This window comes from Bacillus gobiensis (assembly GCF_001278705.1).
Taxonomy (GTDB): Bacteria; Bacillota; Bacilli; order Bacillales; family Bacillaceae; genus Bacillus; species Bacillus gobiensis.
Genome location: NZ_CP012600.1, coordinates 1,400,680 through 1,425,688, shown reverse-complemented (window position 1 = coordinate 1,425,688; position 25,009 = coordinate 1,400,680). Strand labels below are relative to the sequence as shown.

Genomic DNA, 25,009 nt, shown 5'->3' with positions numbered 1-25,009 from the left:
TCATTTACTTTAATAAAAAGAAAAACAATGGTAAAATAAAGGATCGTATAATCATCATATTTCTACGATTATAGCACAGTCATCCGCCTGAAGATGAATGGGGGAAAGAAAATGAAGCTCCGAATAAGCATAGTGCTAAAAATTCCCGGGGTGGAACCGATCCCGTTTACAGCAGATGAATGGCTGGAAACAGAGGATGCGTTAGCTGCGGCTGCCGCTCTTTCAAAAAAACATAGGCTTGATCACCTGACCTTTGAAGATGAAAAAGGCGCGGTATGGACCGTTAAAGAGCTGGAAAAGCTAAAAGAGGAATTAGCAGACGAACCTGATGAGATCACAATTTTCTTTGATGGAAGCTATGACAAAGAAAGCGGGCTTGCCGGAGTTGGATACGCCATCTACTTTAAGCAGCATGGTGAAAGGTTTCGGATTCGCAAAAATAAAAGCATTTATGTCGATACGAATAATGAAGCAGAGTATGCTGGATTATATGAAGCGTTAGAGGAACTTAAAGCCATTGGCACGAGCAGGAATTCTGTTACGATTAAAGGGGATTCTCTTGTCGTATTGAATCAGTTAAAAGGTGACTGGCCCTGTTATGACAAGGTTCATTCCAGGTGGCTGGACCGTATAGAAAATTGCATCGAATCTATGCGGATCAGTCCAGCATACGAGGTAATACCAAGAAAAGAAAACAGTGAGGCTGACGATCTGGCAAAAAAAAGCATCAACCAAATCTACATTAAAAGCCGTATTAAAATAGAGGAAAACATTGGAGATGGTGAAAATTGAAAAACAAGGAGATATATAAAGAATTAACCGAACTGAACGATACGTATTGCCGCGATTGCTTTGTCAAAAAACATTTTCGCAAAGAATATGGAAAAACTGTTGCTCATTCATTTTGCATAACGAAATGTACGGTAGGGGAAAAACTGAGGGATTACGGAAAGATGCTGACAAACGAATCGGTAAAAATTAATAAGATATAGGATCAAAAGGGCATGCTATTACAGCATATGCCCTTTTTTGTTTATCTAAAAAATCATTATAAGGTTATGATCCACCGCGCAGGCGGGACTTTCCAATCATGAAAACAAACATCACAAAAGTTGTTTCAAATGAATTTCATTTATACATACTTTAATTAAACAAAATGTGAGATAATGGAATAGGAAAATACGAGACGAATGACCTATAAATGAAAGGAGTTTAGTCATGGAAGAAAAGGAGCTAAAAAAAATACTGAACAATACGTTTACTGAAATATATAAAGACATCGAAAAGATAGTGGAAATAGCTAAATTCAGCAAGCCTTCTTTGGAAAAAGAAATGGAAGAGGCCGAACAGCGCCTGAAGCAAAATATAGTGGCTATTGAGATACATTTGAAAACGAAACCGTAAGTCGGGGTGCAGAAGTTCAGAAAATAAAATAAGAGAGGCAGCAGCCTCCCTTTTTTATTGGTTGTTTATAAGATGTTATTTTGTAACGCTTAAAGCTTTACTACATTAGATGCTTGAGGGCCACGATTCCCTTCAACGATCTCAAAAGAAACCTCTTGTCCTTCTTCTAATGATTTGTATCCTTCACCTTCAATAGCAGTGAAATGTACGAATACGTCATCTCCGCCTTCAACTTCAATAAATCCGAAACCTTTTTCATTGTTGAACCATTTTACTTTACCGTTTTGCATATTGCATAATCCTCCTAGTACTGTAGCACAAGTCGTGCTAAAAAAAATTTTCACCATTTAATGCTATCGCCTAAATGATATGTTTAAACTATACAGTATTTACCGATCAAAGTCAAGTTGTCAAGAGGTAAAATACGATAAAATAACGATAATTTTCTATTACAGCAGAAAATTTCGCGATATGCCAGCAAAAGAAAAGGCTCCCCTTCACCTAAAGAGGGGAGCCTTTTTCTGACTAAACGAGAGCTCTTTCTCTGTATCTGCTATATACTTTATCTGATTCATTGATGATGTCAATGAGGATCGTTTCAGCTGAATTTTTAGAATGCAGACTTTTGATATTCTTTTTCATTTGCTCTAATCGTTTTTCGTCAGAAAGCAGGGAAGCAACTGCATGAAGTATTTCTTCATGGCGGTTTACAACGATCGCCGCGCCTTTCTCTTCGAAAAACAGCGCATTTTCTTTTTCTTGCCCGGGCACTGGTTTGTATAGGATGACAGGTACGCCGAGTGCTGAAGCTTCGGTTAACGTAATCCCGCCCGGTTTGGTAATCATGCAATCTGTGACTCTGAACAACTCATCAATTCGCTCAACGTAGCCAAGAATCTTAATTTTCTGAGGGTATGCCCGTCTGATTTCTTCAAGAGAATCTTTAAGAGCGGTATTTTTCCCGCAGACGACAATGATTTGGACATCATCGTTCTTTGCAAGCGTCTCACATAATTCCTTGGCATTTTTCAAGACTCCATGAGCGCCTGCCATAATCAAGAGATTTTTTTTACTTGGATCAAGCTGATATTTTGTATAGATATCAGCCGTGGGAACTGTTTCTTCAAACTGTGAACGGATAGGAATTCCAGTGATCTTTATATCATTCGGATGAGTGCCGATTTCTATTAGTTTTTCTTTTACGTAGTCAGTAGCTACATAATATTTATCAATATTTTCATGAACCCAGATTTTATGAAGGCAAAAGTCTGTCAATACGTTAAACGTTGGAATCACTCTACCCGTTTTTCTCCTGTATTCCGGAACAACAATCATCGGAAACGTGTTAATAATAATATCGGGCTTGTGCTTTCTTACTAAATAGTCAAGCTGTTTGTTCCCCACTTTGTAATAGAGGTTAAATTTTCTCTTATTGTACATCTTATCTACACCATAATAAAATAGGCGATAGAATTGCTTCCCGATGGAAAAGCTTTTCAAGTACAGAAACTGCGTGATTTCTGAGAAAATTGGATTTGATTCTTCATATAAATTAGAAACTACTACATTGTTAAATCCAAGCCTTTCACATTCTTTATGCAAGGTTTTTGCTACCTGCATATGGCCGTTTCCGTAGTTAGCAGTTAACAATAGAATTTTTTTATCGGTCTTCAACATTTTCACCTCAATCTAATCAACAACAAGAGCTTATGGAATAAAGTTTTAATAGATGATACATATAAGATAGCATATTAACCTCATTAAAAATATTAACATAACCTAAATTTTTATGAAAATAAAATATTAAATAGGAAAAAGTTCACTATAATTGCTTTTGGAAATGCGATCCAACTGTATTTTAACATAGTATCATTTTAATGCATCGGACCTAGGGCCAATAAAATTTCATTTCCAGTCGTACGGTGTTTCCTGATAGACGTAATAATTTAACCAATTCATAAATAATAATGTCGCATGTGACTTCCAGCGGTTAACCGGAACTTGTTTACCGTCGATTTCCTTAAGATAATGTTTCGGCGGAGAGATGGGAACTTCCTTCTTCAAATCCCTTTCATACTCTTCTAATAAGGTCGTTGTATCATATTCGGGATGACCTGTTAAAAATACCTGCTTTTCATCGTCGGATGCAATCAAGCAAACGCCAGCTTCTTGTGAAACACTGAGAAGTTTTAAGCCAGGCACCTTTTTAATGTCCTCTATACTTATATCAGTATGCCGGGAATGTGGGACATAGTATACTTCATCAAATCCTCGTACCAATCGTTCATTTTTTTCAAGCAAATCGTGTTCGAAAACACCAAAAAGTTTTTTGGGAAGCATCTTCTTATCTATTCCATAATGGTGATACAGTCCGGCTTGAGCGCCCCAGCAAATATGAAAGGTAGAAGTGACGTGTTCCTTACTCCAATCCATAATCTCCTTTAACTCTTCCCAATAGGACACATGGTCATAGGGCAAATGCTCAATCGGGGCGCCGGTAATAATCATTCCATCAAACTTTTTATCACGGATCTGTTCAAACGTCGTATAAAAATCGTTTAGATGCTGCTGTGACGTATTTTTAGGAGTGTGAGTGCTGGGAATTAAGAATGTAAAGTGTACTTGTAATGGTGAATTCCCAAGCAATCGCAGCAGCTGTGTTTCAGTCTTGATTTTCTGCGGCATTAAATTAAGAATAACAATATTTAAAGGACGTATGTCCTGGTGAAATGCTCTTTGATCTTCCATAACAAAGATGTTTTCACTTTCAAGAATTTGTTTTGCCGGCAAATGAGCCGGTATATTGATAGGCAAGGTGCACCCTCCTTTGATGTGTCAGGTTTTCTTCATTATAGGAATTTTCCTTTGACATTTCAATCATATAAGGCACAACACCCAGCTTAAACACGTGTATCCTTTCAAAACTCCACTACTTAGACGAAAGAATTACAGACTTCGTTTCGATTACATTTATTTTTTTGTTTTTACTCGGATAATTGTTTGTTCCTTAAAAAGAAAATAGTAAAATATTACATGGATGTCATACCATGAATCGAAGGAGGATCAGTGATGTCAATTTATCACATATCTGTTCAAACGATTGACGGAAAAGAAATAAAGATGGAGCATTATAGGGGAAAGGTGCTTCTTATCGTCAATACGGCAAGCAAGTGCGGGTTCACGCCCCAATATAAAGAGCTTCAGGAGCTCTACGAAAACTACCGGGAAGAAGGTCTGGAAATACTCGGATTTCCCTGTAATCAATTTATGAGCCAAGAACCCGGGAGCGAAGAGGAAATTCAAGAATTTTGCAGCTTGAACTACGGAGTTACTTTTCCGCTGTTTAAAAAAATAGACGTCAATGGTGAGAAGGCTCATCCGCTTTACAAAAAATTAGCAAATGATGCAAAAGGAGTACTCGGTTCTAAAGCGATAAAGTGGAATTTCACAAAATTCCTGGTGGACAAACAGGGAGAAACAGTGAAGCGATATTCACCAAATACGAAGCCTAAGGAGCTTGAAAAGGAAATAGAAGCGTTATTGTCTGAGAGTGTAGCATGACAGAAAACGTTATGCCGACACAAATTAAAGCAGTTGAAGATTGGATCAAAAATGAGCTAAAAGGAGAAAATAGCGGCATTGATTGGTTCCATTCCATATATCAAGGGCTCGCAAAATGAGTAAGCCATTGCAAAGAAACAACAAGCAGACCCCTTCATAATTGACGGCAGCAAAGGACATGCATTGTATGATGATGGACAACTTCTGGAAAACGGGCAAGGAGTCATCAGCCATTTTTATGATAAACTATTATTGCTAAAAAAACTTATGAATACAAAAACTGCGTACGCCATTGCTGAAAGAAGGCACTCATTTATGATACAGTTCTTAAATGAGTTTGATGAAGAATGTATGTACGAAAAAGAAAAAAGGGGGATATCTACATGAAGATTACTTCTATTGAACCAACACCGAGCCCTAATACGATGAAAATTAATTTATCGGAAGAGCTGCCTGGCGGAACCAGTAATAATTATAAAAAAGAGCAAATGGAGCACGCACCTCTCATTATTCAAAATATATTAAACGTAGAAGGAGTTAAAGGAGTGTATCATGTTGCCGACTTCCTGGCAGTTGAAAGAAATGCAAAATACGATTGGAAAACGATTCTTCCTAACGTAAGAGCAGCCTTCAATCAGGATTCTGAAGAAGAGGAAGCAGTTACGGGTACAATCGATGATTCATATGGCGAAGTAAAGGTCTTTGTTCAAATGTTTAACGGAATTCCAATACAGGTGAAATTGTCAGATGGCGAGCAGGAAAAAAGGTTTGGACTTCCCGATCGATTCCAAAATGCCATTTTAAAACTAAAAGACACTTCTCCGAATGTTGTGCTAGATCGCAGCTGGAAAGAACAAGGAGTCAGATACGGAGATTTTTCAGACATCGGGACGGATGTTGTCGAAGAGTTACAGGCAGCATACAGTGATGAAAGGCTTACGCAGCTTGCAGAAGCAGCTTCATCCGAGACGCCGGAAAGCAAGCAGCCGAAAAGAAAATCGTACAAGGTTACTGTCGGTATGATGGAAGAGAAGGATTGGAAAGCAAGATATGCCCATCTCGACCAGATGAATCCTACAAGCTCGGACTTGCCTGTCCTTACTATGGCGTTAAACGATGAGAAAACTAGCATCAGAAGGCTTGCGACGGTCTATATCGGAATGCTTGAAACAGAGGATATTTTACCGCTGCTTTATAAAGCAATGGAAGATAAAACGGTAACCGTTAGAAGAACTGCCGGTGATTGCTTATCAGATATCGGTAATCCACTGGCGATTCCTTCAATGGTCAAAGCTTTGAAAGATCCCAGCAAGCTTGTTCGCTGGCGAGCTGCTATGTTTTTGTATGAAGTTGGCGACGAAACAGCACTTGAAGGTCTAAAAGCTGCCGAAGACGATCCGGAGTTCGAAGTGAGCCTCCAAATCAAAATGGCGATCGAACGCATTGAACATGGGGAAGAAGCGAAAGGCTCTGTATGGAAGCAAATGACTGAAAGCAGAAAACAAGAGAACAATGGATAGTTGAAGCATTCGCAGTTGCCTGCCCAGATGATGTTATTGGCAATTAGTGTACGAAGGCTAAAACCTTAATCGATCTTTTGTTAAAAGTCCATTTGCTTGAAGGATGATTTTATAATTTCAAAAAAATAATCTTGTGAGAAAACCTATCGATATTATTTGCCTTACCCATGGAATTCATTATGAAGTAAACTTCTTAATATCAAAGAAAAAATATCCAATATTCAATTCATGAAACAAACATTTCGTTCTCTATTATGATTGAACGAAATGTTTTTTCTGAAAAATATACTGAATATTATTGATAATCAAAATCAAAAATTATATAGTTAGTAGCAGTAACTATAGTAAGGAGTTTTAGATAATGGAAAAAGATTTGCGAATTCGCAGTAAAGTGATTAGTGATGATGTCAAGCGCGCTCCAAACCGGGCAATGCTTAGAGCCGTTGGTTTTAAGGACGAAGATTTCAAAAAACCGATGATTGGCATCGCAAGCACGTGGAGTGAAGTAACCCCGTGCAATATGCATATCGACGAGCTTGCCAGAAGCGCGAAAGCAGGCGCTAAGGATGCAGGGGGAGCACCTCTAATATTTAACACAATCACAGTAGCAGACGGTATTTCAATGGGAACCGAAGGCATGAGATATTCACTGCCAAGCCGTGAAGTCATTGCCGACAGCATTGAAACGGTTGTAGGCGGCGAAAGCTTAGATGCATTCGTGGCAATCGGAGGCTGTGACAAAAATATGCCAGGCTGTATGATTGCGATTTCGCGAAGCGAGGTTCCTGCTGTTTTTGTATATGGTGGAACGATCGCACCAGGAAAGCTGAAAGAAAAAGACATTGATATCGTTTCAGTATTCGAAGGAGTAGGAAAGCATAATAACCATGATATCGATGACCATGAATTAAAACAAATCGAATGCCATGCATGTCCAGGAGCCGGCTCTTGCGGTGGAATGTATACAGCCAATACGATGGCTTCTGCGATCGAAGCAATGGGAATGAGTCTTCCGGGAAGCTCATCTAATCCTGCAATTTCCGCTTATAAAAACGCGGATTGTAAAGCGGCAGGCGAAGCGGTGTACAAGCTCCTTGAAAAAGGAATCTATCCGAAAGATATCATGACAAAAGAAGCTTTTGAAAATGCGATCACAGTCGTTATGGCTTTAGGCGGCTCAACAAATGCCGTGCTACATTTACTAGCAATTGCACATGCTATAAAGGTTGACTTGACTCTTGATGACTTTATCCGGATGCAAAAGAAGGTTCCACACATTGCTGACCTGAAGCCGAGCGGACAGTATGTCATGCAGGATTTGCATGAAGCAGGCGGAGTTCCTGCTGTTATGAAACTGCTTTTAGAAAAGGGTTATTTGCACGGAGATTGCTTGACAGTAACCGGAAAAACAGTTGCCGAGAATTTAGCTGAATGTGAAGGTCTGAAGGAAGGACAGAAGGTCATTTATCCATTGGAAGCACCTTTGCGTAAGGACGGCCCTCTTGTTGTTCTGCGAGGTAATCTTGCTCCTGAAGGCGCGCTTGCTAAAGTATCTGGTTTGAAGGTGACCAAGCTGACAGGACCAGCAAAGGTTTATGATACAGAGGAAGAGGCAACAAACGCTGTTCTAAACGATGAAATTAAACCTGGTGATGTCCTTGTTATTCGCTATGAAGGACCAAAAGGCGGGCCTGGAATGCCGGAAATGCTTTCAATTTCTGCAATTCTCGTCGGAAAAGGACTTGGAAAAAATGTTGCTCTCTTGACAGATGGAAGATTTTCCGGAGGAACGCACGGTTTGGTCGTTGGCCATATTGCGCCGGAAGCACAGGTAGGCGGACCGATTGCGTTAATTCAAACAGGCGATATGATTACCGTTGATAGTGATAACAGAGTATTGAACGTGGCGTTGTCTGATGAGGAATTAGCAGAAAGAAGAAAATCGTTTAAAGCGCCTGAGCTTGTAAAACGCGGAGTCTTGGCGAAATATGCAAGAACGGTCTCATGCTCGTCAAAAGGTGCTGTAACTGATTTATTTGAAGAAGTACCGGAAAAAACTCCTGTAAAATAGAATATTTGAAAAAAGTTGCCCTCTATAGTATTCTTTACTCCAGTAAAAGAATACAAGGGGGTTTTTTTTATGTCTATGGCATATGAAGAATATATGCGCCAGCTCGTTATACCTATGAGGCAAGAGTTAACCTCAGCAGGGTTTGAAGAATTAACATCAAAAGAAGACGTGGAAGAATTTATGGAGTCGGTGAAAGGAACCACGCTCGTCGTAGTAAACTCTGTTTGCGGCTGTGCTGCTGGCTTAGCAAGACCAGCGGCGACAAGGGCTCTTGCTGACAGCAGTAAAAAACCTGACCACGCTGTTACTGTATTTGCAGGACAGGACAAAGAGGCAACTGAAAAAATGAGGGAATACTTTACAGGTTATGAGCCTTCATCTCCTTCAATGGCTCTTTTGAAAGACAATCAAGTGGTCCATTTTATTCCGCGCCATGAAATTGAAGGCCATGAGATGGAAACTATCATGGAAAATATTCAGTCCGCGTTTGAAGCACATTGCTAAACGTGTAAACTTACCTATTCGAGGCTTAAAAGATGATAATTACCACCAGCTACCGACCAAATGAAAATACCGTCTTGACGGCAGAAAACGCAAGCCGCTATTTTCATTCTAAATTTTTGAAACGAAATAAGAAGTCGGTTCAACAAATCATTCAAGAAGAAAATGATGATGTTTTGGTCATTGGGAATGAACGATTTGAATTGTACCCGATTAAAGGGGAGAAATTCTTCTTTCATCCCGGCTCTTCTTTATTTAGAGCGAAAAGATGGTTAAGGGGAGAAGAAGATCCATTCCTGATTGCGACTGAGCTTAAACGAGGTGACAGTCTTCTGGACTGTACGTTGGGGCTGGGGTCTGATGCAATTGTCGCAAGTCTGGCTGCTGGTAGAGAAGGGGCGGTTATCGGTCTTGAAAAAAGCCCGATACTCGCCTTTCTTGTGAGTACAGGGCTAACAAGTTGGGAAACGAATATTACAGAAGTAAATGAAGCTATGAGAAGAATTCAAGCAAAATCGGCAGACCACCTGGAATACCTTCGTCAGCTCCCAGACGAAGCTTTTGACGTTGTCTATTTTGATCCCATGTTTCACCAGCCGATTGAGCAATCGGAGGGCATCGCGCCGCTGCGGCTGTTTGCCGAGTATCAATTTCAACCTGAGAGCGTTTCTGAGGCGATTCGAGTTGCAAAAAGATCCGTTGTATTGAAGGATCATTGGAAAAGCCCACGGTTTAATCAGTTTGGATTTACCGTATATAAACGAAAAAGCTCCTTATTTCACTACGGGGTATTATTGAAAAAATAATTGGCTTAATCATCAATCAGTAACTTCCATGGCAATAAAATAGATCAATGTAAGCAGTGAAGCAGCAACAAACATAGCTTCCATTTTTTGTTCTCCTTTCTATTTGTTGATGCTATTGTAAACGTTTTATTCTTAAAAATAAAGATCCCTGGACCGCGAATGATGACTGAAAATTCGTTCTATGCTAAAATTAGCAGTAGATTACTAGGGAAGGAATACCCGGCTATGAAACTGTGGATGCGTAAGACGCTTGTTGTATTATTTACTATTACTACCTTTGGTTTGATTTCTCCGCCGCAAGCATTAATGTCGGACAAGCAGGCTGAGATTTCTCTGTCCAGACAAGAAAATGGTTCGCCAGTTGAAATTCTAAGCTCAATTGAAACAAAAACTCCCCCCGATCTTTCAAGTTTTGAAGACTATAAATCTTCTCTTTTGGAAGAAGTGGAAAACCAATCATTTATTAAATTCGGCACAAAAATCAGCCCAGTAATAGAAGATCATTACCGGTTGGTGATCCTTCCTAAAATAGAAAAGCAGATTATGAAAATAGTTGAAGAACGCAGTGATCATGATGCATTTCAATCAATTGCCATTACAGATAATCCGGATCCCGGCCGGAAAGAAAAAATATTTAACGTCTATAACATGAAAACTGGGGAGGACATCCTGAAATTTCATGTCAGGCTGGATCAGCCGCCTAAAGAAGGCTATTGGTTTAACTTTCATTATCATTTGGCCGATGATTCATTCCAAACCCATTATGAACTCGGCAGCATATATTGGGATCGAAATACCCCGCCAAAATGGATGAGCCATTAAAGGAGATGGAAGTCAAATGAAAAAATACACCATGAATGAAATGATTCAGACGACGAAAAACATGCTGAAAGAGCGGGGCGTTCATATAGAAGATATCGCAGCTATTGTTCAAAAGCTGCAGGAAAAGTACAATCCAACCTTGCCTCTTAGTGTATGTGTGGAAAATGTCGAAAAGGTCTTGCAAAAAAGGGAAATTATCCATGCTGTATTGACGGGTCTTGCTCTCGATCAGCTAGCTGAGCAAAGCCTTCTGCCTGAACCTTTGCAGCATCTCGTTGAAACAGATGAACCGCTTTATGGAATTGATGAAATCATACCGCTGTCCATCGTAAACGTCTATGGTTCAATTGGCCTGACCAATTTTGGCTATTTGGACAAAGAGAAAATCGGAATTATTAGAGATCTGGATGAAAGCCCAGAAGGTATCCATACGTTTTTAGACGATATTGTCGCAGCGCTCGCTGCTGCAGCGGCAAGCCGAATTGCTCACACCCATCAAAATCTTGAAGATGAAGAACAGGAACATCCTAAAGAGGATTTGATTCAAAAAAACTAATCGTCGATGACAAAAAACCAAAAATTATTTTGGTTTTTTTCTTGTTGGCAGCTGTAAAAAAAGATAAACTACTTAGAAGATGAGGGAAAAGAATTTTTTAGGATAAAGAAAAAAAAGGCGTTTTTATCCTTAGATCATAAAAAATGGAATGAACGAAGCCGTTTTGATTTTCCCGAATTCAACTGGGAAAAATGAAAGGGGAATGAATGTTTGTGAATAAAAATGAACATACATACTTAAATTTGTGTAAATATGTGATGGAAAATGGCGTAAGAAAAGAGGATCGAACCGGTACTGGTACAATTTCACTTTTTGGATATCAAATGAGATTTGATTTAAATGAAGGATTTCCTCTTTTAACAACTAAAAAAATCCCTTTCCGTTTGATTGCAAGTGAACTATTATGGTTTATTAAAGGTGAAACAAATATCAAATATTTGCTCCAACATAACAACAACATATGGAATGAATGGGCTTTTAAAAAATGGATTGAAAGTCCTGATTATAATGGCCCGGATATGACTGATTTTGGGCTGCGTTCACAATCGGATAGAGTATTTAAAAAGCAGTATGAAGATCAAATGGAACTTTTTAAAGAAAAAATTCTTACTGATGATAAATTTGCTGCCAAATACGGTGAATTAGGGAACGTCTATGGTAAACAATGGAGAGCTTGGGGAACTTCAACAGGTGAAACGATTGATCAACTTAAAAACGTAATTGAAACATTAAAGACCAATCCTGAATCAAGAAGATTAATCGTGTCGGCTTGGAATCCTGAGGATGTTCCGAACAATATGGCGTTACCTCCTTGTCACAGCATGTTTCAATTTTATGTATCTGAAGGAAAATTGTCTTGCCAGCTTTACCAAAGGAGCGGAGATATCTTTCTTGGCATTCCGTTTAATATCGCAAGTTATTCATTATTAACCCACTTGATCGCGCACGAATGTAACTTAGAGGTTGGAGAATTTATTCATACATTAGGAGACGCACATATTTATACAAATCATGTGGAACAGATTAAACTGCAGCTTTCTCGTGAGCCAAAGAAACTTCCTTCGCTAAAACTAAGTACTGAAAAAGGCTCAGTTTTTGATTTTGAAACAGAAGACATCGTAATTGAAGGATATGAATCTCATCCAGCTATAAAGGCACCAGTAGCTGTTTAATTGTAGAGAGGAATCAAAGCCAATGAAAGTATCAATAATTGTTGCAATGGATAAAAATCAAGTAATCGGAAAAGACAATAAGCTGCCTTGGAGATTGCCAAGAGAGTTACAGTATGTCAAAAAAACAACGATGGGTTGCCCAATCATCATGGGCAGAAAAAATTACGAGTCGATCGGAAGGCCGTTACCAGGCAGAAGAAACATTATTTTAACAAGGGAAAAAGATTATTCAGCAGAAGGATGCGAAATAGTCCATTCTGTTGAGGACGTTTTTAAAACATGTGAAGGGGAAGAAGAAATTTTCATTTTCGGTGGTGAGCAAATTTACCGCCTTTTCTTACCTTACACAGAAAAGCTATATATTACAAAGATTCATTATGAGTTTGAGGGAGACACATTCTTTCCCGAAATCGACTGGAACGAATGGGAGGAAGTATCTTCATTACAAGGGATAACAGATGAGAAAAATCCGTATACCTATTATTTTCATGTTTATGAAAGAGCCTGTCAGTGAAAAAGTTGTACAGAAGGCGGGGACTAAGCTCGCTTGATTAGTGAAACCTGTCTATTCTTTTTTGCAGAGGCAGGAGAGATTTTCCCTAAAAAAGATAATATTAACCAAAAAAAAGAACGTTTTGATACACGTTCTTTTTTAAAGGAAAGGGACATCTGCGACATAAAATAACACACAGAAAAACATGGCGGCACTGCCTCCTAGAACAAATCCGTGCCAAATGGCGTGATGGTAGGGAATTCTTTTCCATACATAAAAAATCGTACCGAATGAATAGAGAAGCCCTCCAAGCAATAACAGTCCAAAGCCCGGTCCGCTCAGTGAATCGTAAAGGGGTTTCACGGCAATGATCATCAGCCAGCCCATTAATAAATAGATAAGTGTGGACAAGAGGATGAATTTCCTGACGAAAAAACATTTAAAGATGATGCCGCCTATGGCCAGGCTCCATACAATAATTAAAAGTGTCAGGCCGAGATCCCCTCTGAGTGGTCCGAGGAGAAATGGAGTGTATGTTCCTGCAATCAGTACGTAGATGGCACCATGATCCATAATTTCAAAAATGTATTTTGCTTTTTTATGCTGGATGCCATGAAGCAGGGTCGAGCATATATAAAGCAGCAGCATGGAAGCTCCGAATATTGAAAAACTGACAATATCCCATGAATCGCCGTATTTGACAGCAAACAAAACCAAGAAAACGAGGGCGGGTATTGATAATAAAACACCAATTCCGTGTGTCACTGCATTGGCGATTTCTTCTTTTAAAGTAAACATTTTAGTCCCCTTTCTCTTCCTTTGGCTCGTAAAATTACTTTCAATTAGTGTTATTATACCATTTTCAGCTGAATCAAGCTGAAAATTCGTGTGTTTTTTGAAAAACAAAAAATTGTTATGATGAACTTATTGCCACTTTACCATCTAGTGTTAGAATAATATAGGGGAAATATTAGGACATCCCGGAAAATAATAATCTTTATAATTTGAATTTTCATGTTATAATGTCCAATTAATAAGCTTTTTAAAAGTGATTACGTTAATATAAGAAAGGATCCTGTGCATGACGACATCTGTTAGAGAAAATCGGCAAATACAAGTAAGTGACATCTTAAAAGCTCACCAAAATGTTAAAGATGTGGTGAATCACACACCACTACAAAAAAATGAACGTCTCTCCGAAAGATATGAATGCAACATTTACCTTAAAAGAGAGGATATGCAGGTGGTCAGATCGTTTAAGCTTAGAGGGGCTTTTAATAAGATGAAACAGCTTCCTGCAGAAAATACAAAAAATGGAGTAGTATGCGCTAGTGCAGGAAACCATGCACAAGGGGTTGCATTTTCGTGCAAGCATTTAGGGATACACGGAAAAATCTTTATGCCATCTACCACACCGAGACAGAAAATTTCCCAAGTGGAACTGTTTGGGAAAGAATATATTGATATTATTTTGATTGGCGACACGTTTGATGACGCTTATCAACGAGCAGTGTTATGCTGCGAAGAAGAAGGGCGGGAATTTATCCACCCATTCGATGACATAGAAGTGATGGCCGGACAAGGAACAGCGGCTATTGAAATATTAAACGATATCGATGTGGAACCGCATTATGTGTTTGCTAGCGTTGGGGGAGGCGGTTTGCTTTCTGGCATTGGAACTTACATCAAAAGCATTCGTCCGGAAACCAAGCTTATCGGAGTTGAACCGGCAGGAGCACCAGCGCTTTACGAATCAAAAGCAGCCGGAAGCGTCGTCACACTTGATCACATTGATAAATTTGTCGACGGCGCTGCTGTAAGAAGGATAGGGGAACAGACCTTTCAGACCTTGCAGCATATCGTTGACGATGTTCTTCTCGTCCCTGAAGGCAAAGTTTGTACGACCATTCTCGAATTATATGACCAAAGTGCAATTGTCGCTGAACCAGCCGGAGCTCTGCCAATCGCAGCATTGGATTTATACAAAGAAGAGATCAAAGGAAAAAATATCGTATGTGTCGTTAGCGGTGGAAATAACGATATCGGCAGAATGCAGGAAATCAAAGAACGCTCAATGATTTATGAAGGGCTGCAGCACTATTTCATCGTTAATTTTCCTCAGCGGGCCGGTGCATTAAGAGAGTTTTTAGATGAAGTTCTTGGCGATAATAATGACATTACCCGTTTTGAATATACGAAGAAAAATAATAGAAGCAGCGGGCCGGCACTTGTCGGGATTGAGTTAAGTACAAAAGAGGAGTACGGGCCGCTCATTGAGCGAATGGATCTTAAAGGTGTGAAATATACCGAGGTGAATAAAGATCAAAACTTGTTTCATTTGTTGATTTAATTATTTTCAGGTTACCGTCATAATCTGACAAACTTTCGCAGGTTCATCGCGTATAATTAAGAAAAAACTAAAGGAAAAAGAGGATTGATATTTTGTTACTCAAAAGCCTGGAGTTCAAACGGTTGGATGGACAGAAGGTGAAAGTGACGGAAATCCCGTTTATTTCTGAAGGAGAACCTTATTATTTTTTCATTTCGAGTAAATTGGAAGTGATGATGCGCCAAATCTTCGTGTCGAAAGAAAAGAAAAACAAGTACTCCTTTAGAGATTATTTGAAACGTACGGCTAAATGGAATGATTATCAAGCCGTCTTTTCTCCTGTTTTGCTTAAAAACAATGCATGAAGCACAGACCTTCGATTTTTTTCGAAGGTTTTTTGCTGTTTTTTTGTAAAAATCAAAAAGATAGGATACGATTTAAAGAGAATAACAATGAAAGCGGTTAACTAAACAAAGAAAAAGGGGATGGGAATAATGCTGCTAATAAAACGAAGCGTCTTTATTCTAGCCGGATTGATCTTCATTTTATCCGGCTGCGGAACAGAGAAAATTGACAATCCGCTAAATTATCAGCTTGAAAATTTTTCATACACGAATCAGGAGAATGACAAGGTATCACTTGAAGATTTAAAAGGGAAGGTTTGGGTGGCAAACTTTATCTTTACAAGCTGTGAAACAGTCTGCCCTCCAATGACTTCTCATATGACGGAGTTGCAGAAACGAGCGAAAGAAGAGAACTTGGATGTTCATTTTGTTTCCTTCAGTGTTGATCCGGAAGTCGATACTCCGGAAAAATTAAAAGACTTTTCCTCCAATTATCCACTATCGTTAAAAAATTGGGATTTCTTAACTGGATATTCGCAGAAAGAAATCGAAAAATTTGCACTGGAAAACTTTAAGGCAATCGTGCAAAAGCCGGAAGATGAAGATCAGGTGATCCATCAAACGTATTTTTATTTAATTGACGCTGATGGAAAAGTATTAAAAGATTATGAAGGCTTTAAAGAAGTTCCTTATGACCGAATTGTTAAAGATATAAAAATAGTGCAAAAATAAAGATTAAAATTACTGTTTTACGTAACACTTTCTGAAACGAAAAAAAAATGATACAATTTTCCTCTAAGAGAGAGGAGATTTGTGATATTGAAAGGCCGTTTAATGTGTATTCCTATGATTCTGGTACTCTTGCTATCTGCCTGTAACATAGAGCAAACAATTGAAGAGAAAGTACAAAATCCGAAAACGATTGAAAAGAAAAATATAAAGATTGCAGCCATAGGAGACTCTTTGACACAGGGAGTCGGAGATGAATCTGGCAAAGGCTATGTTGGAATGGTAGTCGATCAATTAAAAAAAGAAGAAAACGTGGGGTCCGTTTCGGTGGATAACTTTGCCGTTAAAGGGCATCGGACTGTAGATACGATAAAAAAATTAAAAGAAGTCCAAGTTCAAAACGGAATCAAAGAAGCCGACATTATTTTAATGACAATTGGCGGGAACGATTTAATGAGAGTCGTACGGCAGCATTTTTTGGATTTAACGTATGAACCATTTCAAATCGAACAAAATAACTATCGATCACACTTGACGGAAATTCTTTCAACGGTCAGAAAGCTGAACAGCGATGCGGACATTGTGTATGTTGGATTGTATAATCCTTTTAAATTCACGCTGTCAGAAATCAAGGAATTTGATGAAATTATCGAAGACTGGAACGCAGCTGCTGCTGAGGAAGTGTCCAAAGACCCAAACGTCAAGCATGTACGGATAGAAGACCTGTTTGCTGAATACAGCGACGAAAAAAAATTGTCTGAAGATGAGTTCCATCCCAACGAAAAGGGCTACACTTTAATAGCCGACCGAGTTTACAATGATGCAGTCAAAAAGATACTGCCTTAAGTAGGGAGAAAAAATGAAAAAATATAAAGTTTTATTTCTTGCATTGCTTGTGATAAATTTGCTCGTTATTTCTGTTTGCGCACTTCTGGTTTCTTTGCCTGGTTCTAACAATCCACCGGATAAAACCAATAGAAATTCTCAATATGAATTTCAAATAACGAGTACGAAAGAATCCTTAAATTCTTTCGTGAAATCCTATTTAGCCCGCCAAGCGAAAGACAAAGATCCTAACTATCAAGTAGTTATAAACGATGAAGTGCAGGTGAAAGGAGAAATTCAGGCGTTTGCTTCTTTTATCAATGCGCAGGTTTCTTTTGAGCCCGTAGTTGAAGAAAATGGAGATGTGACCTTAAAGGTAACCGAGCTGTCACTTGGAAGATTAAATCTTCCTGTTTCATTTGTATTAAATTATATGAATCGATTCTATCAACTGCCTGATTTTGTTCATGTATATTCCGGGGAAAAAGAAATTGAAATCCGCTTATCTGACATGCCGTTAGATAATGGCATGTATGTTAGAGCAGAAAAAATTGATCTAAAAAATGATGATATTGAATTTCGTTACTATCACCCGGGTGAATAATTACTATGATTGTATGAAAATGAGGGGTGACAAAAGATAAAAAACGTATATTTGTATTTTAGTCTGATAACACTGTTGATTTCTCTTTGGTTTGGCGGACTTGCCTATGTAAGTATGTTGAATGAAAATATGGATCAGGTGTATTTAAATATAGGCTTTTGTGCATTATTTTTAAGTGCTATGGTTTTTACTCTTGATTTAAAAGACCGAAAAAAGCAGCGAAAACGCGATTAAACAATAAAAAATAGACATTACAATTAAATATATATATAACGAAAAAAATCATAGAAATTAAAAGCCTGTATCTTTAATTACTAAGTAATTGTTGATAAAGTAACGGGTTCCGTTTAGAGTTGTAAAATATTAAATCGCAATGTATTTAGCTTAGCACGCCATTTAGTAAATAAAATGGCGTGCTTTTTCATTCTAATATTCAATGTAGGGTTTTGGGCATTTATGTTAAAGTGGTAATAACAGTTATTCAATTAAAGAGTCAGGTTAGCGAGTATGAGAAAACCGTATTTAACTGAGGGAGTTGTTGAAGAATTTAGCAGGAGATACGGAAAAGGAGTTGGTTCCAATTAAAACAAAAGTCAATCACCCGTTTATCTATTTTTTGATTGAACCAAATGCAGTTTTTGTCTATCAAATGAAAACAAATAATTATTTAACCATATCAAATTTTAGTGAAATTGGCATGGGGTTGATGATGTATGAAATCAATAATAGAGTTGAATTTGAGAAATTTAATCACGAGGAATACCAGCCAGTCGAAGACAGAGGATTCTTTTTAAATATGGATGATATGAAACAGATGGTGGAGGAAATAAATAAACATATTCAAAAAAACCGACATTTAAAGGGGCTGGCGAATCAAGTTGGTGCGGTTCATATCGTTAATTCAGAATCTGCAGCCGGTTCTTTAAGAGTAGGACTTGAGAGACCAAAGACTGTAATTGGATTTCCAGACTCTTTTTCGGTTGGACCGTTGTGGAAATTAGATGAAAAAATAGGTCAATCAAACCGAACTGAATGGTTATTTGGAAATATAAATTTTTTCCAGGAAGATTATGAATATGAAAATAAATTTACCAATACATTGCGTGAGATTGAAGATATAGCTAACGATGTTCCAATCTATATTTGGTATGGAAACAATGCTGATGAACAAACTGCTCTCCGTTTTTTTCTCTATTTATTGCAAGAAAAAACAAATGAAATTTTTCTTATGAACTCAGGCATACTCTATAAGAAATATAGTGCTACCGAAGATGAGCAACCTATTTTCCATACAGGTCAAATTGATTCAAAATATTTAAGACTATTCTTTGAAAATAACAAAGAGAACAAACCATTATCAGATAATAAGCGTATCAAATTTCATAAGGAATGGGAAAAACAATCCCAAACGAAGGAAGTGTTACGATTATGGATAAACGATGAAATTAAAGGGGCGCCAAAACATTATTATGATCCACTCATCATCGAAACAATAGAAAAGCTACATCATAAGCAAGGAACGAAAGACTTTGTTAAGACTGGAAGAGTGATTGGAGAAATATTGACACAAATGGATTCGTATATAGATCAATTCTTTTTAGAATATCGGATTCGGCACTTAATATACAGTGGGATACTCGAGTTAAAGGGGATACCCAAATCAATGAGACATTATAGTGTAAAACTTCGGTGATTCTTTCCCTTTTATTATTGAAGATAAGAAAAGATAGCAGGGATAATTAATCCTTACTATCTTTACTCTTAATATATGTCTTTAAAATGCGAGTCTCTTTTTTGTTGTAAGCAGGGGGAAGCTCCAATTATTGAAGATTGGCTTTATTTTTGTTTTCGTATTGGGCAATTTGGACAAAGGTTCGTTCGTCTTCAATCAACCCGCACACGCCGCACTGGACTTTTCTTAAAGGTCCGTTGTATTTTAAATGAAAGGGCGACAGTTGATTTACATCATAGCTTTCGAGTATTTCTCCAGAAACAGGGTCCATTTTAACAGGCATTGCAGATTGTTCAATGATATTAAAGCGGGAACGATTTGTTTTACAGTTTGGACATAAATATGGAGCAGTCATAGAAGCACCTCTTTTTATTGTATATCATGCCCGGTTTTCTCAACGACAATGCAAAAACAAAAAAACAGCAGCACATTTGCCGCTGTTTTTATCATAGAATTGACTTGCTGTTTTGCTGTTTATCAAGTTTCGAGAAAAGGTTGATTATAGTTTGCAGCTCTTCATCGCTGAATGCTTCAAACCGGCTTGTAAAATATTCTGTTTTCTTTTTATCAAAGTACTTTATTACTTCATTTCCAGAATCTGTGATATGGATTTTAATAATTCTTCGATCTTCCTTTGAACGGATTCGTGAAATCCAGCCTTTTTCTACGAGCGCATCTGTAACTGCGGTAATATGGCTTGCTGAAACACCTAAAACATTCGCAAATTCTGTTACCTTTTTCGGACCTTCCTCATTTAAAATCCGCAGGATCATGAACTCGTTTCTCGACATTTCCCGCTTGAGCAATTCATTTATCTCAATTCTGATTTGTTTAAATACTTTTCGAAGAAGACTTTCCATTTGATACATCATTTGTTCTCTTGAACTCACTTTCAAAACCTCCAATTACAAATCCCTATTCCTTGTATTCCGAATTTACGGACTATAAAACCTTCACTGATAGAAGGTAGACGATATGCTCTAAATCAGAATGATTTTCATCTGCAGTCGAAATGGTATAATGTAATCATACCACTTATTGACGTAGGAGGCATTATTATGACTGAAAAAAGAGAGCGTGCTACCTTCGCGGGCGGCTGTTTCTGGTGTATGGTGAAACCGTTTGACGAGCAGCCGGGCATCTATCAGGTTGAATCGGGATATACTGGGGGCCATAAACCCAATCCTACGTACGAAGAGGTTTGCACCGATACGACCGGCCATAAGGAAGCGGTGCAAATTACCTTTGACCCTGATATATTTCCGTATGAAAAGCTACTGCAGCTATTTTGGCAGCAAATTGATCCGACAGACGCCGGCGGTCAATTCGCCGATAGGGGAGATTCATATAAAACAGCGATTTTCTATCATTCAGACAGCCAAAAACGAATGGCGGAGGAATCAAAAAAAGAGCTTGAAGAGCAGAATGTGTTTAATGCGCCTATCATGACAGAGATTCTGCCAGCCAAAACGTTTTACCGAGCTGAAGAGTATCATCAGGATTACTACAAGAAGAATTCTGCCCACTATGAAAGATATCGGTTTGGATCAGGAAGAGGGCCATTTTTGAATCACTATTGGGGGGAAGAAGATGAACGCTAAAAGAAAAGAAGAAAATATAAAAAATTTAACTGAGATGCAATATGAAGTTACACAAAGAAACGGAACAGAGCCTCCTTTTCATAATGAATATTGGGATCATAAGGAAGAAGGCTTATATGTAGACATTATTTCCGGGAAGCCGTTATTCAGCTCTTTGGATAAATTCGATGCACACTGCGGCTGGCCGAGCTTTACGAAGCCGGTTCAGGAGGATGAGATTGAAGAAAAGACAGACTCAAGCCATGGCATGATTCGAACCGAAGTACGAAGCAAAACAGCAGATTCTCACCTCGGCCATGTTTTTAATGACGGCCCAGAGCCTAGCGGACTCCGTTATTGTATCAATTCAGCGAGCCTGAGATTTATTGCAAAAAAAGACTTAGAAAAAGAAGGGTACGGAGAATATCTCTCTTTATTTTCAAAATGAACCTTAAATGAGACAGGCCATTAATCATCAATTGGCGATTAATGGCCATTTTTTTATTTGAAAAAATTTATTCTTCCATAATTTATTATATAATAAATAATTTTTAATGAGCAGTCTGTTTTTTCCAAATATTTCTGGTAAAGTAGGTTTCATCTTTTAAAAGAGGTGATAAAGATGAATAAGTTTGCCTTCATAGCATATGATGATTTTGCAATTTGGCAAGTAGCACTATTGCAAAAGTTTTTAAAAGATAAGAGCTGGAAGATGGAAACCTTTTCGATTGATGGTTCAAACGTATCGACAGATGGAGGAATAGTTATTAATGTAGAAAAATCGATTGAAACTGAAGATCCTAACGAATATGACCTTATCTTACTTCCAGGTGGAAATGTTACCTCTTCACTCATAGAAAATCAGCCATTACGTACGTTTTTAAGATGCTACAAAGGGAATATAGCCGCAAGTTGTGCGTCTGCTGTTCTGTTGGCAGCTTCTGGGTTGATTAACGGAAAATATACCTGTATGCCGCAAACCAATGATCAATACTCTCATTTATTTAGGAATGGAAATTATGATGGTTCAGATGTCTGTATATATAAAAATATAATTACAAGCAAAGGGCCTGCACATTATGGATTTATGATGGCGATATTAGAAAAACTGGAGCTGACAAAAATGGATCCCAACCTTGAAAAAATAGCTCTAAATCTATCAAGAAATCCGAGAGCCTCTGACATAAATGGAAGCAGCATTTAACTGATAAAGAACGAATGCACATACGTCCCAGCACATATAATTGATATCAAACGTTTTTTCCTTTATAGCATGGATTTTCTGGAGGAGGTAAAGGTGAAAAGCTATTTAATTAAACCTGAATTAAATGGTGAATATCCAATTGCTGTTCATGCTGATGGGGTCTATATTTATGATGCTGATGAAAAGAAATATCTAGATGGTTCATCAGGGGCTGTTACCTGCAATATTGGCCATGGAGTAAAGGAAATCATTGATCCTCTTTATGATCAGCTGAAAAACTTATCTTTTGTTTATCGATCTCAATTTTCCAATCTTCCTGCCGAACAATTGGCTGAAGAATTAGCCAATCTTCTCCCCGGTGATCTTACCCGATCATTTTTCGTCAATAGCGGATCGGAAGCGATAGAAACAGCAATGAAAATCGCGATTCAATACTGGCAGGATAAAAATCATCCCCAAAAAACAAAGTTTATTTCAAGATGGAACAGCTACCACGGAATAACAAATGGTGCTCTTGCATTATCCGGATTTTATGAACGAAGAGTTCGTTTTACTCACATGATCGAACATTATCCTGCCGTATCTGCCCCCAATTGCTACAGATGCCCGTATCAGCTCGCCTATCCGGAGTGTGGGATCGCCTGTGCCCAAGAGCTGGAGAAGGCGATTCACCGAATAGGAAAATCAAACGTTGCTGCATTTGTGGCAGAGCCGATCGTTGGCGCTGCAGGCGCTGCCATAACACCTCCAGAAGGATATTATGAAAAAATCAAGAAGGTCTGTGAAAAAAATGATGTGCTGTTTATCGCTGATGAGGTGATGTCAGGTATCGGCAGAACGGGAAAATGGCTCGCAATTGAGCATTGGAACGTGGAACCTGATATTGTTGCACTCGGCAAGGGGATAAGCGGCGGATATGCCCCGATAGCTGCAACAGTCGTTAGCGATAGCATTATTCAAGTGATCGAAAACGGCTCTCGAATCATCATGAGCGGCCATACGTTCAGTGCCAATCCTTTTTCTGCGCGGGCAGGTCTTGAAGTGATTCGTTACAGCAAAGCGAAGAATGTATGCAGACAAGCTGAGCTAATGGGAGAACAATTGCAAAAGCAGCTGCAAGATTGGATGATGTACACAAAAATCATCGGAGATATTAGGGGAAAAGGACTTTTAATCGGAGTAGAGTTTGTAAGAAATAAAGAAACAAAGGATCCGTTTCCGCCTGAGTTCGGATTAACGGAAAAGATCGTCAAAGAAGCGAAAAAAAGAGGTCTCCTTCTTTATCCGTCGAGCGCTGGATTGGATACAGCGGGAAATGCTGTAATCATTTCACCGCCTTTGACCATTTCAAAAAAAGAAATGCAAGAGTTATTTCATTTATTTCAATCTGTGATCCAATCAGTTGAAATCACCTGCGAGAAGGAGGGGAAATTATGATTCCTTTCAATAAAAAAATGGACGTTGGAACAGCGTTATCAAGCATAAATGACGGCACTGTGGTGATGATCGGCGGCTTTGGAGGAGTAGGTTCTCCTCCTACTTTGCTCGAGGGACTTTTGCAAAAGGGAGTGAAAGACTTAACGGTTATCTGTAATGATGCTGGATTTCCTGAGGTTGGAATTGGACCATTAATCATGAACAAGCGCATAAAAAAATTAATCGTCTCCCATATTGGAAGCAATCCGATTGCCGGGAATCAAATGACAGAGGGAGAATTGGACGTTGAATTCTCACCTCAAGGTACACTCGCCGAACGAATTAGAGCCGGAGGAGCCGGACTTGGCGGAATACTTACTGACATTGGAATAGATCATGAATTTGTTTCTGCTGGAAAAACCACGGTGTCGCTTAAAGGCTCATCATACTTGATCGAAGAAGCACTTACAGCTGATATTGCCCTGGTCTTTGCAAAAAAAGCTGACATTTTCGGTAATGCGGTTTATGACAAGACAGCAAGAAATATGAATCCGCTGATGGCAATGGCTGCAGATCGAACGATTGTAGAAGCTGAGCAAATTGTTCACCCTGGTGAAATCAATCCCGAAGAAATTGTCACACCTGGAATATTTGTCAATGGTGTCGTGAATAGCGAAGGGGTGAAATGGAAATGGGTGTGGGAGACGAATGGAGAGAGCAAATAGCTATGCGTGCGGCAAAAGAAATAAAAGAAGGGATGGTCGTGAATCTTGGTATAGGCATCCCTTCACTCGTTTCAGCCTTTTTGCCCGAATATAAACACGTGCTTTTCCAATCGGAAAATGGAGTACTCGGAATTGGAGGGACTCTGGAACTGGGGAAAGAGGACGAAAACCTATGCAATGCGGCAGGCTATCCGGTTCAGGTGGTTAACGGAGCCTCTTTCTTTGACACTGCTGTTTCATTCGGCATGATCAGAAAAGGAAAGATCGACCTTACGATTCTTGGCGGCTTGCAGGTAAACGAAAAGGGAGATTTAGCGAATTGGATTGTTCCAGGTAAACGGGTTCCCGGAATGGGAGGGGCGCTGGAGCTTGTCCAAAAATCAAAAAAAGTCATCATCCTGATGAGCCAAACGGATAAAAATCATTCGCCAAAATTGGTTGAAAGGTGCACGCTTCCTTTGACAGCCAGGGAATGCGTAAATATGGTAATCACAGAAAAAGCAGTGTTTACGATTGAAAATCGGCGTTTTGTTTTAAAAGAAGTAATGGAGGGCAGCACGGTAGAGGAAGTCGTAGCCAGTACGGCAGCCAAGATAGATATCGATATTAGCTGAT

The 25,009-nt window shown here is 38.7% G+C and carries 32 protein-coding genes; 26 read left to right on the top strand and 6 right to left on the bottom strand.

Annotation, left to right across the window (positions count from 1 at the left end; genetic code table 11):
- Positions 1–111 precede the first annotated feature (111 nt).
- From AM592_RS06930 to AM592_RS06920, 3 genes are all read left to right on the top strand, one after another.
- Positions 112–792, top strand: a complete 681-nt coding sequence (locus AM592_RS06930; protein ID WP_053603115.1) for a reverse transcriptase-like protein — start codon at positions 112–114, stop codon at positions 790–792.
- Positions 789–992: a zinc-finger domain-containing protein gene (locus AM592_RS06925; protein ID WP_053603114.1), complete on the top strand. Its 204-nt coding sequence runs from the start codon at positions 789–791 to the stop codon at positions 990–992. The genes AM592_RS06930 and AM592_RS06925 overlap by 4 nt, the downstream gene beginning before the upstream one ends.
- Before the next feature lie 226 nt (positions 993–1,218).
- Positions 1,219–1,404, top strand: coding sequence for a hypothetical protein (locus tag AM592_RS06920; RefSeq protein WP_053603113.1), 186 nt, complete (start codon positions 1,219–1,221; stop codon positions 1,402–1,404).
- A gap of 89 nt (positions 1,405–1,493) precedes the next feature.
- Here the strand turns inward: AM592_RS06920 and cspD are convergent, their stop codons facing one another.
- From cspD to metA, 3 genes are all read right to left on the bottom strand, one after another.
- Positions 1,494–1,694, bottom strand: a complete 201-nt coding sequence (gene cspD / locus AM592_RS06915) for a cold-shock protein CspD (protein WP_003153604.1) — start codon at positions 1,692–1,694, stop codon at positions 1,494–1,496.
- 235 nt (positions 1,695–1,929) lie between these two features.
- The gene (locus AM592_RS06910) at positions 1,930–3,078 is read right to left on the bottom strand and encodes a diglucosyl diacylglycerol synthase (RefSeq protein ID WP_053603112.1); all 1,149 of its coding nucleotides are present in this window, start codon (positions 3,076–3,078) and stop codon (positions 1,930–1,932) included.
- 231 nt (positions 3,079–3,309) lie between these two features.
- Complete coding sequence (gene metA / locus AM592_RS06905) at positions 3,310–4,218, bottom strand: homoserine O-acetyltransferase MetA (RefSeq protein WP_053603111.1); 909 nt, start codon at positions 4,216–4,218, stop codon at positions 3,310–3,312.
- 255 nt (positions 4,219–4,473) lie between these two features.
- On the opposite strand from metA, the gene AM592_RS06900 reads away from it, so the two are divergent.
- The 10 genes from AM592_RS06900 (at position 4,474) to AM592_RS06855 (ending at position 12,927) form a co-directional block, all read left to right on the top strand.
- Positions 4,474–4,965 (top strand): glutathione peroxidase, encoded by a 492-nt coding sequence (locus tag AM592_RS06900; RefSeq protein WP_053603110.1) that lies wholly within the window; start codon positions 4,474–4,476, stop codon positions 4,963–4,965.
- Positions 4,962–5,084: a hypothetical protein gene (locus AM592_RS24940; RefSeq protein ID WP_264080166.1), complete on the top strand. Its 123-nt coding sequence runs from the start codon at positions 4,962–4,964 to the stop codon at positions 5,082–5,084. Before AM592_RS06900 ends, AM592_RS24940 begins: the two co-directional genes overlap by 4 nt.
- Positions 5,085–5,348: 264 nt before the next feature.
- Positions 5,349–6,485: a conserved virulence factor C family protein gene (locus AM592_RS06890; RefSeq protein ID WP_053603108.1), complete on the top strand. Its 1,137-nt coding sequence runs from the start codon at positions 5,349–5,351 to the stop codon at positions 6,483–6,485.
- A gap of 361 nt (positions 6,486–6,846) precedes the next feature.
- On the top strand, positions 6,847–8,556 hold the full coding sequence (gene ilvD / locus AM592_RS06885) for a dihydroxy-acid dehydratase (protein WP_053603107.1): 1,710 nt from the start codon (positions 6,847–6,849) through the stop codon (positions 8,554–8,556).
- Between the two features lie 69 nt (positions 8,557–8,625).
- Entirely contained in the window at positions 8,626–9,060 is a 435-nt protein-coding gene (locus AM592_RS06880) for a BrxA/BrxB family bacilliredoxin (RefSeq protein ID WP_053603106.1), read from the top strand.
- 35 nt (positions 9,061–9,095) lie between these two features.
- Positions 9,096–9,863, top strand: a complete 768-nt coding sequence (locus AM592_RS06875; protein ID WP_053606012.1) for a class I SAM-dependent methyltransferase — start codon at positions 9,096–9,098, stop codon at positions 9,861–9,863.
- Positions 9,864–10,088: 225 nt separating this feature from the next.
- Positions 10,089–10,685: a YpjP family protein gene (locus tag AM592_RS06870; protein ID WP_053603105.1), complete on the top strand. Its 597-nt coding sequence runs from the start codon at positions 10,089–10,091 to the stop codon at positions 10,683–10,685.
- A 16-nt stretch (positions 10,686–10,701) separates the two neighbouring features.
- Entirely contained in the window at positions 10,702–11,241 is a 540-nt protein-coding gene (locus AM592_RS06865; RefSeq protein WP_053603104.1) for a phosphatidylglycerophosphatase A family protein, read from the top strand.
- A gap of 212 nt (positions 11,242–11,453) precedes the next feature.
- Positions 11,454–12,413: a thymidylate synthase gene (locus tag AM592_RS06860; RefSeq protein ID WP_098945293.1), complete on the top strand. Its 960-nt coding sequence runs from the start codon at positions 11,454–11,456 to the stop codon at positions 12,411–12,413.
- Positions 12,414–12,435: 22 nt separating this feature from the next.
- Complete coding sequence (locus AM592_RS06855) at positions 12,436–12,927, top strand: dihydrofolate reductase (RefSeq protein ID WP_053603102.1); 492 nt, start codon at positions 12,436–12,438, stop codon at positions 12,925–12,927.
- 138 nt (positions 12,928–13,065) lie between these two features.
- Here AM592_RS06855 and trhA read toward each other — a convergent pair whose 3' ends face one another.
- Complete coding sequence (trhA, locus tag AM592_RS06850; RefSeq protein ID WP_053603101.1) at positions 13,066–13,704, bottom strand: PAQR family membrane homeostasis protein TrhA; 639 nt, start codon at positions 13,702–13,704, stop codon at positions 13,066–13,068.
- Between the two features lie 283 nt (positions 13,705–13,987).
- On the opposite strand from trhA, the gene ilvA reads away from it, so the two are divergent.
- From ilvA to AM592_RS06815, 7 genes are all read left to right on the top strand, one after another.
- Positions 13,988–15,256: a threonine ammonia-lyase IlvA gene (gene ilvA / locus AM592_RS06845; RefSeq protein ID WP_053603100.1), complete on the top strand. Its 1,269-nt coding sequence runs from the start codon at positions 13,988–13,990 to the stop codon at positions 15,254–15,256.
- A gap of 92 nt (positions 15,257–15,348) precedes the next feature.
- The gene (locus AM592_RS06840; RefSeq protein WP_053603099.1) at positions 15,349–15,600 is read left to right on the top strand and encodes a DUF2535 family protein; all 252 of its coding nucleotides are present in this window, start codon (positions 15,349–15,351) and stop codon (positions 15,598–15,600) included.
- A gap of 120 nt (positions 15,601–15,720) precedes the next feature.
- Positions 15,721–16,311, top strand: coding sequence for an SCO family protein (locus tag AM592_RS06835; RefSeq protein ID WP_053603098.1), 591 nt, complete (start codon positions 15,721–15,723; stop codon positions 16,309–16,311).
- 87 nt (positions 16,312–16,398) lie between these two features.
- Complete coding sequence (locus tag AM592_RS06830; protein WP_053603097.1) at positions 16,399–17,154, top strand: SGNH/GDSL hydrolase family protein; 756 nt, start codon at positions 16,399–16,401, stop codon at positions 17,152–17,154.
- 13 nt (positions 17,155–17,167) lie between these two features.
- On the top strand, positions 17,168–17,737 hold the full coding sequence (locus AM592_RS06825; protein ID WP_053603096.1) for a YpmS family protein: 570 nt from the start codon (positions 17,168–17,170) through the stop codon (positions 17,735–17,737).
- A 51-nt stretch (positions 17,738–17,788) separates the two neighbouring features.
- Positions 17,789–17,971 (top strand): protein YpmT, encoded by a 183-nt coding sequence (gene ypmT / locus AM592_RS06820; protein ID WP_245212788.1) that lies wholly within the window; start codon positions 17,789–17,791, stop codon positions 17,969–17,971.
- A gap of 304 nt (positions 17,972–18,275) precedes the next feature.
- Positions 18,276–19,430: a DUF1835 domain-containing protein gene (locus tag AM592_RS06815; RefSeq protein ID WP_053603094.1), complete on the top strand. Its 1,155-nt coding sequence runs from the start codon at positions 18,276–18,278 to the stop codon at positions 19,428–19,430.
- Positions 19,431–19,557: 127 nt separating this feature from the next.
- On the opposite strand, the gene AM592_RS06810 is transcribed toward AM592_RS06815, so the two are convergent.
- Positions 19,558–19,824 (bottom strand): hypothetical protein, encoded by a 267-nt coding sequence (locus AM592_RS06810; protein WP_053603093.1) that lies wholly within the window; start codon positions 19,822–19,824, stop codon positions 19,558–19,560.
- 91 nt (positions 19,825–19,915) lie between these two features.
- The gene (locus AM592_RS06805) at positions 19,916–20,359 is read right to left on the bottom strand and encodes a MarR family transcriptional regulator (RefSeq protein WP_098945205.1); all 444 of its coding nucleotides are present in this window, start codon (positions 20,357–20,359) and stop codon (positions 19,916–19,918) included.
- Between the two features lie 168 nt (positions 20,360–20,527).
- Between AM592_RS06805 and msrA the strand changes: the two genes are divergently transcribed.
- The 6 genes from msrA (at position 20,528) to AM592_RS06775 (ending at position 25,008) form a co-directional block, all read left to right on the top strand.
- Positions 20,528–21,070, top strand: a complete 543-nt coding sequence (msrA, locus tag AM592_RS06800) for a peptide-methionine (S)-S-oxide reductase MsrA (RefSeq protein WP_053603092.1) — start codon at positions 20,528–20,530, stop codon at positions 21,068–21,070.
- Positions 21,060–21,497 (top strand): peptide-methionine (R)-S-oxide reductase MsrB, encoded by a 438-nt coding sequence (gene msrB / locus AM592_RS06795; protein WP_053603091.1) that lies wholly within the window; start codon positions 21,060–21,062, stop codon positions 21,495–21,497. Before msrA ends, msrB begins: the two co-directional genes overlap by 11 nt.
- Positions 21,498–21,671: 174 nt before the next feature.
- Positions 21,672–22,253 carry a DJ-1/PfpI family protein gene (locus AM592_RS06790; RefSeq protein WP_053603090.1) on the top strand — a complete coding sequence of 194 codons (582 nt, stop codon included), beginning with the start codon at positions 21,672–21,674 and terminating at the stop codon, positions 22,251–22,253.
- 93 nt (positions 22,254–22,346) lie between these two features.
- A complete protein-coding gene (locus tag AM592_RS06785) occupies positions 22,347–23,690 on the top strand; it encodes an aspartate aminotransferase family protein (protein WP_053603089.1) in 1,344 nt (447 codons plus the stop codon).
- Positions 23,687–24,394 carry a CoA transferase subunit A gene (locus tag AM592_RS06780; protein ID WP_053603088.1) on the top strand — a complete coding sequence of 236 codons (708 nt, stop codon included), beginning with the start codon at positions 23,687–23,689 and terminating at the stop codon, positions 24,392–24,394. The genes AM592_RS06785 and AM592_RS06780 overlap by 4 nt, the downstream gene beginning before the upstream one ends.
- Positions 24,361–25,008: a 3-oxoacid CoA-transferase subunit B gene (locus AM592_RS06775; protein WP_053603087.1), complete on the top strand. Its 648-nt coding sequence runs from the start codon at positions 24,361–24,363 to the stop codon at positions 25,006–25,008. Before AM592_RS06780 ends, AM592_RS06775 begins: the two co-directional genes overlap by 34 nt.
- Position 25,009: the final 1 nt, after the last annotated feature.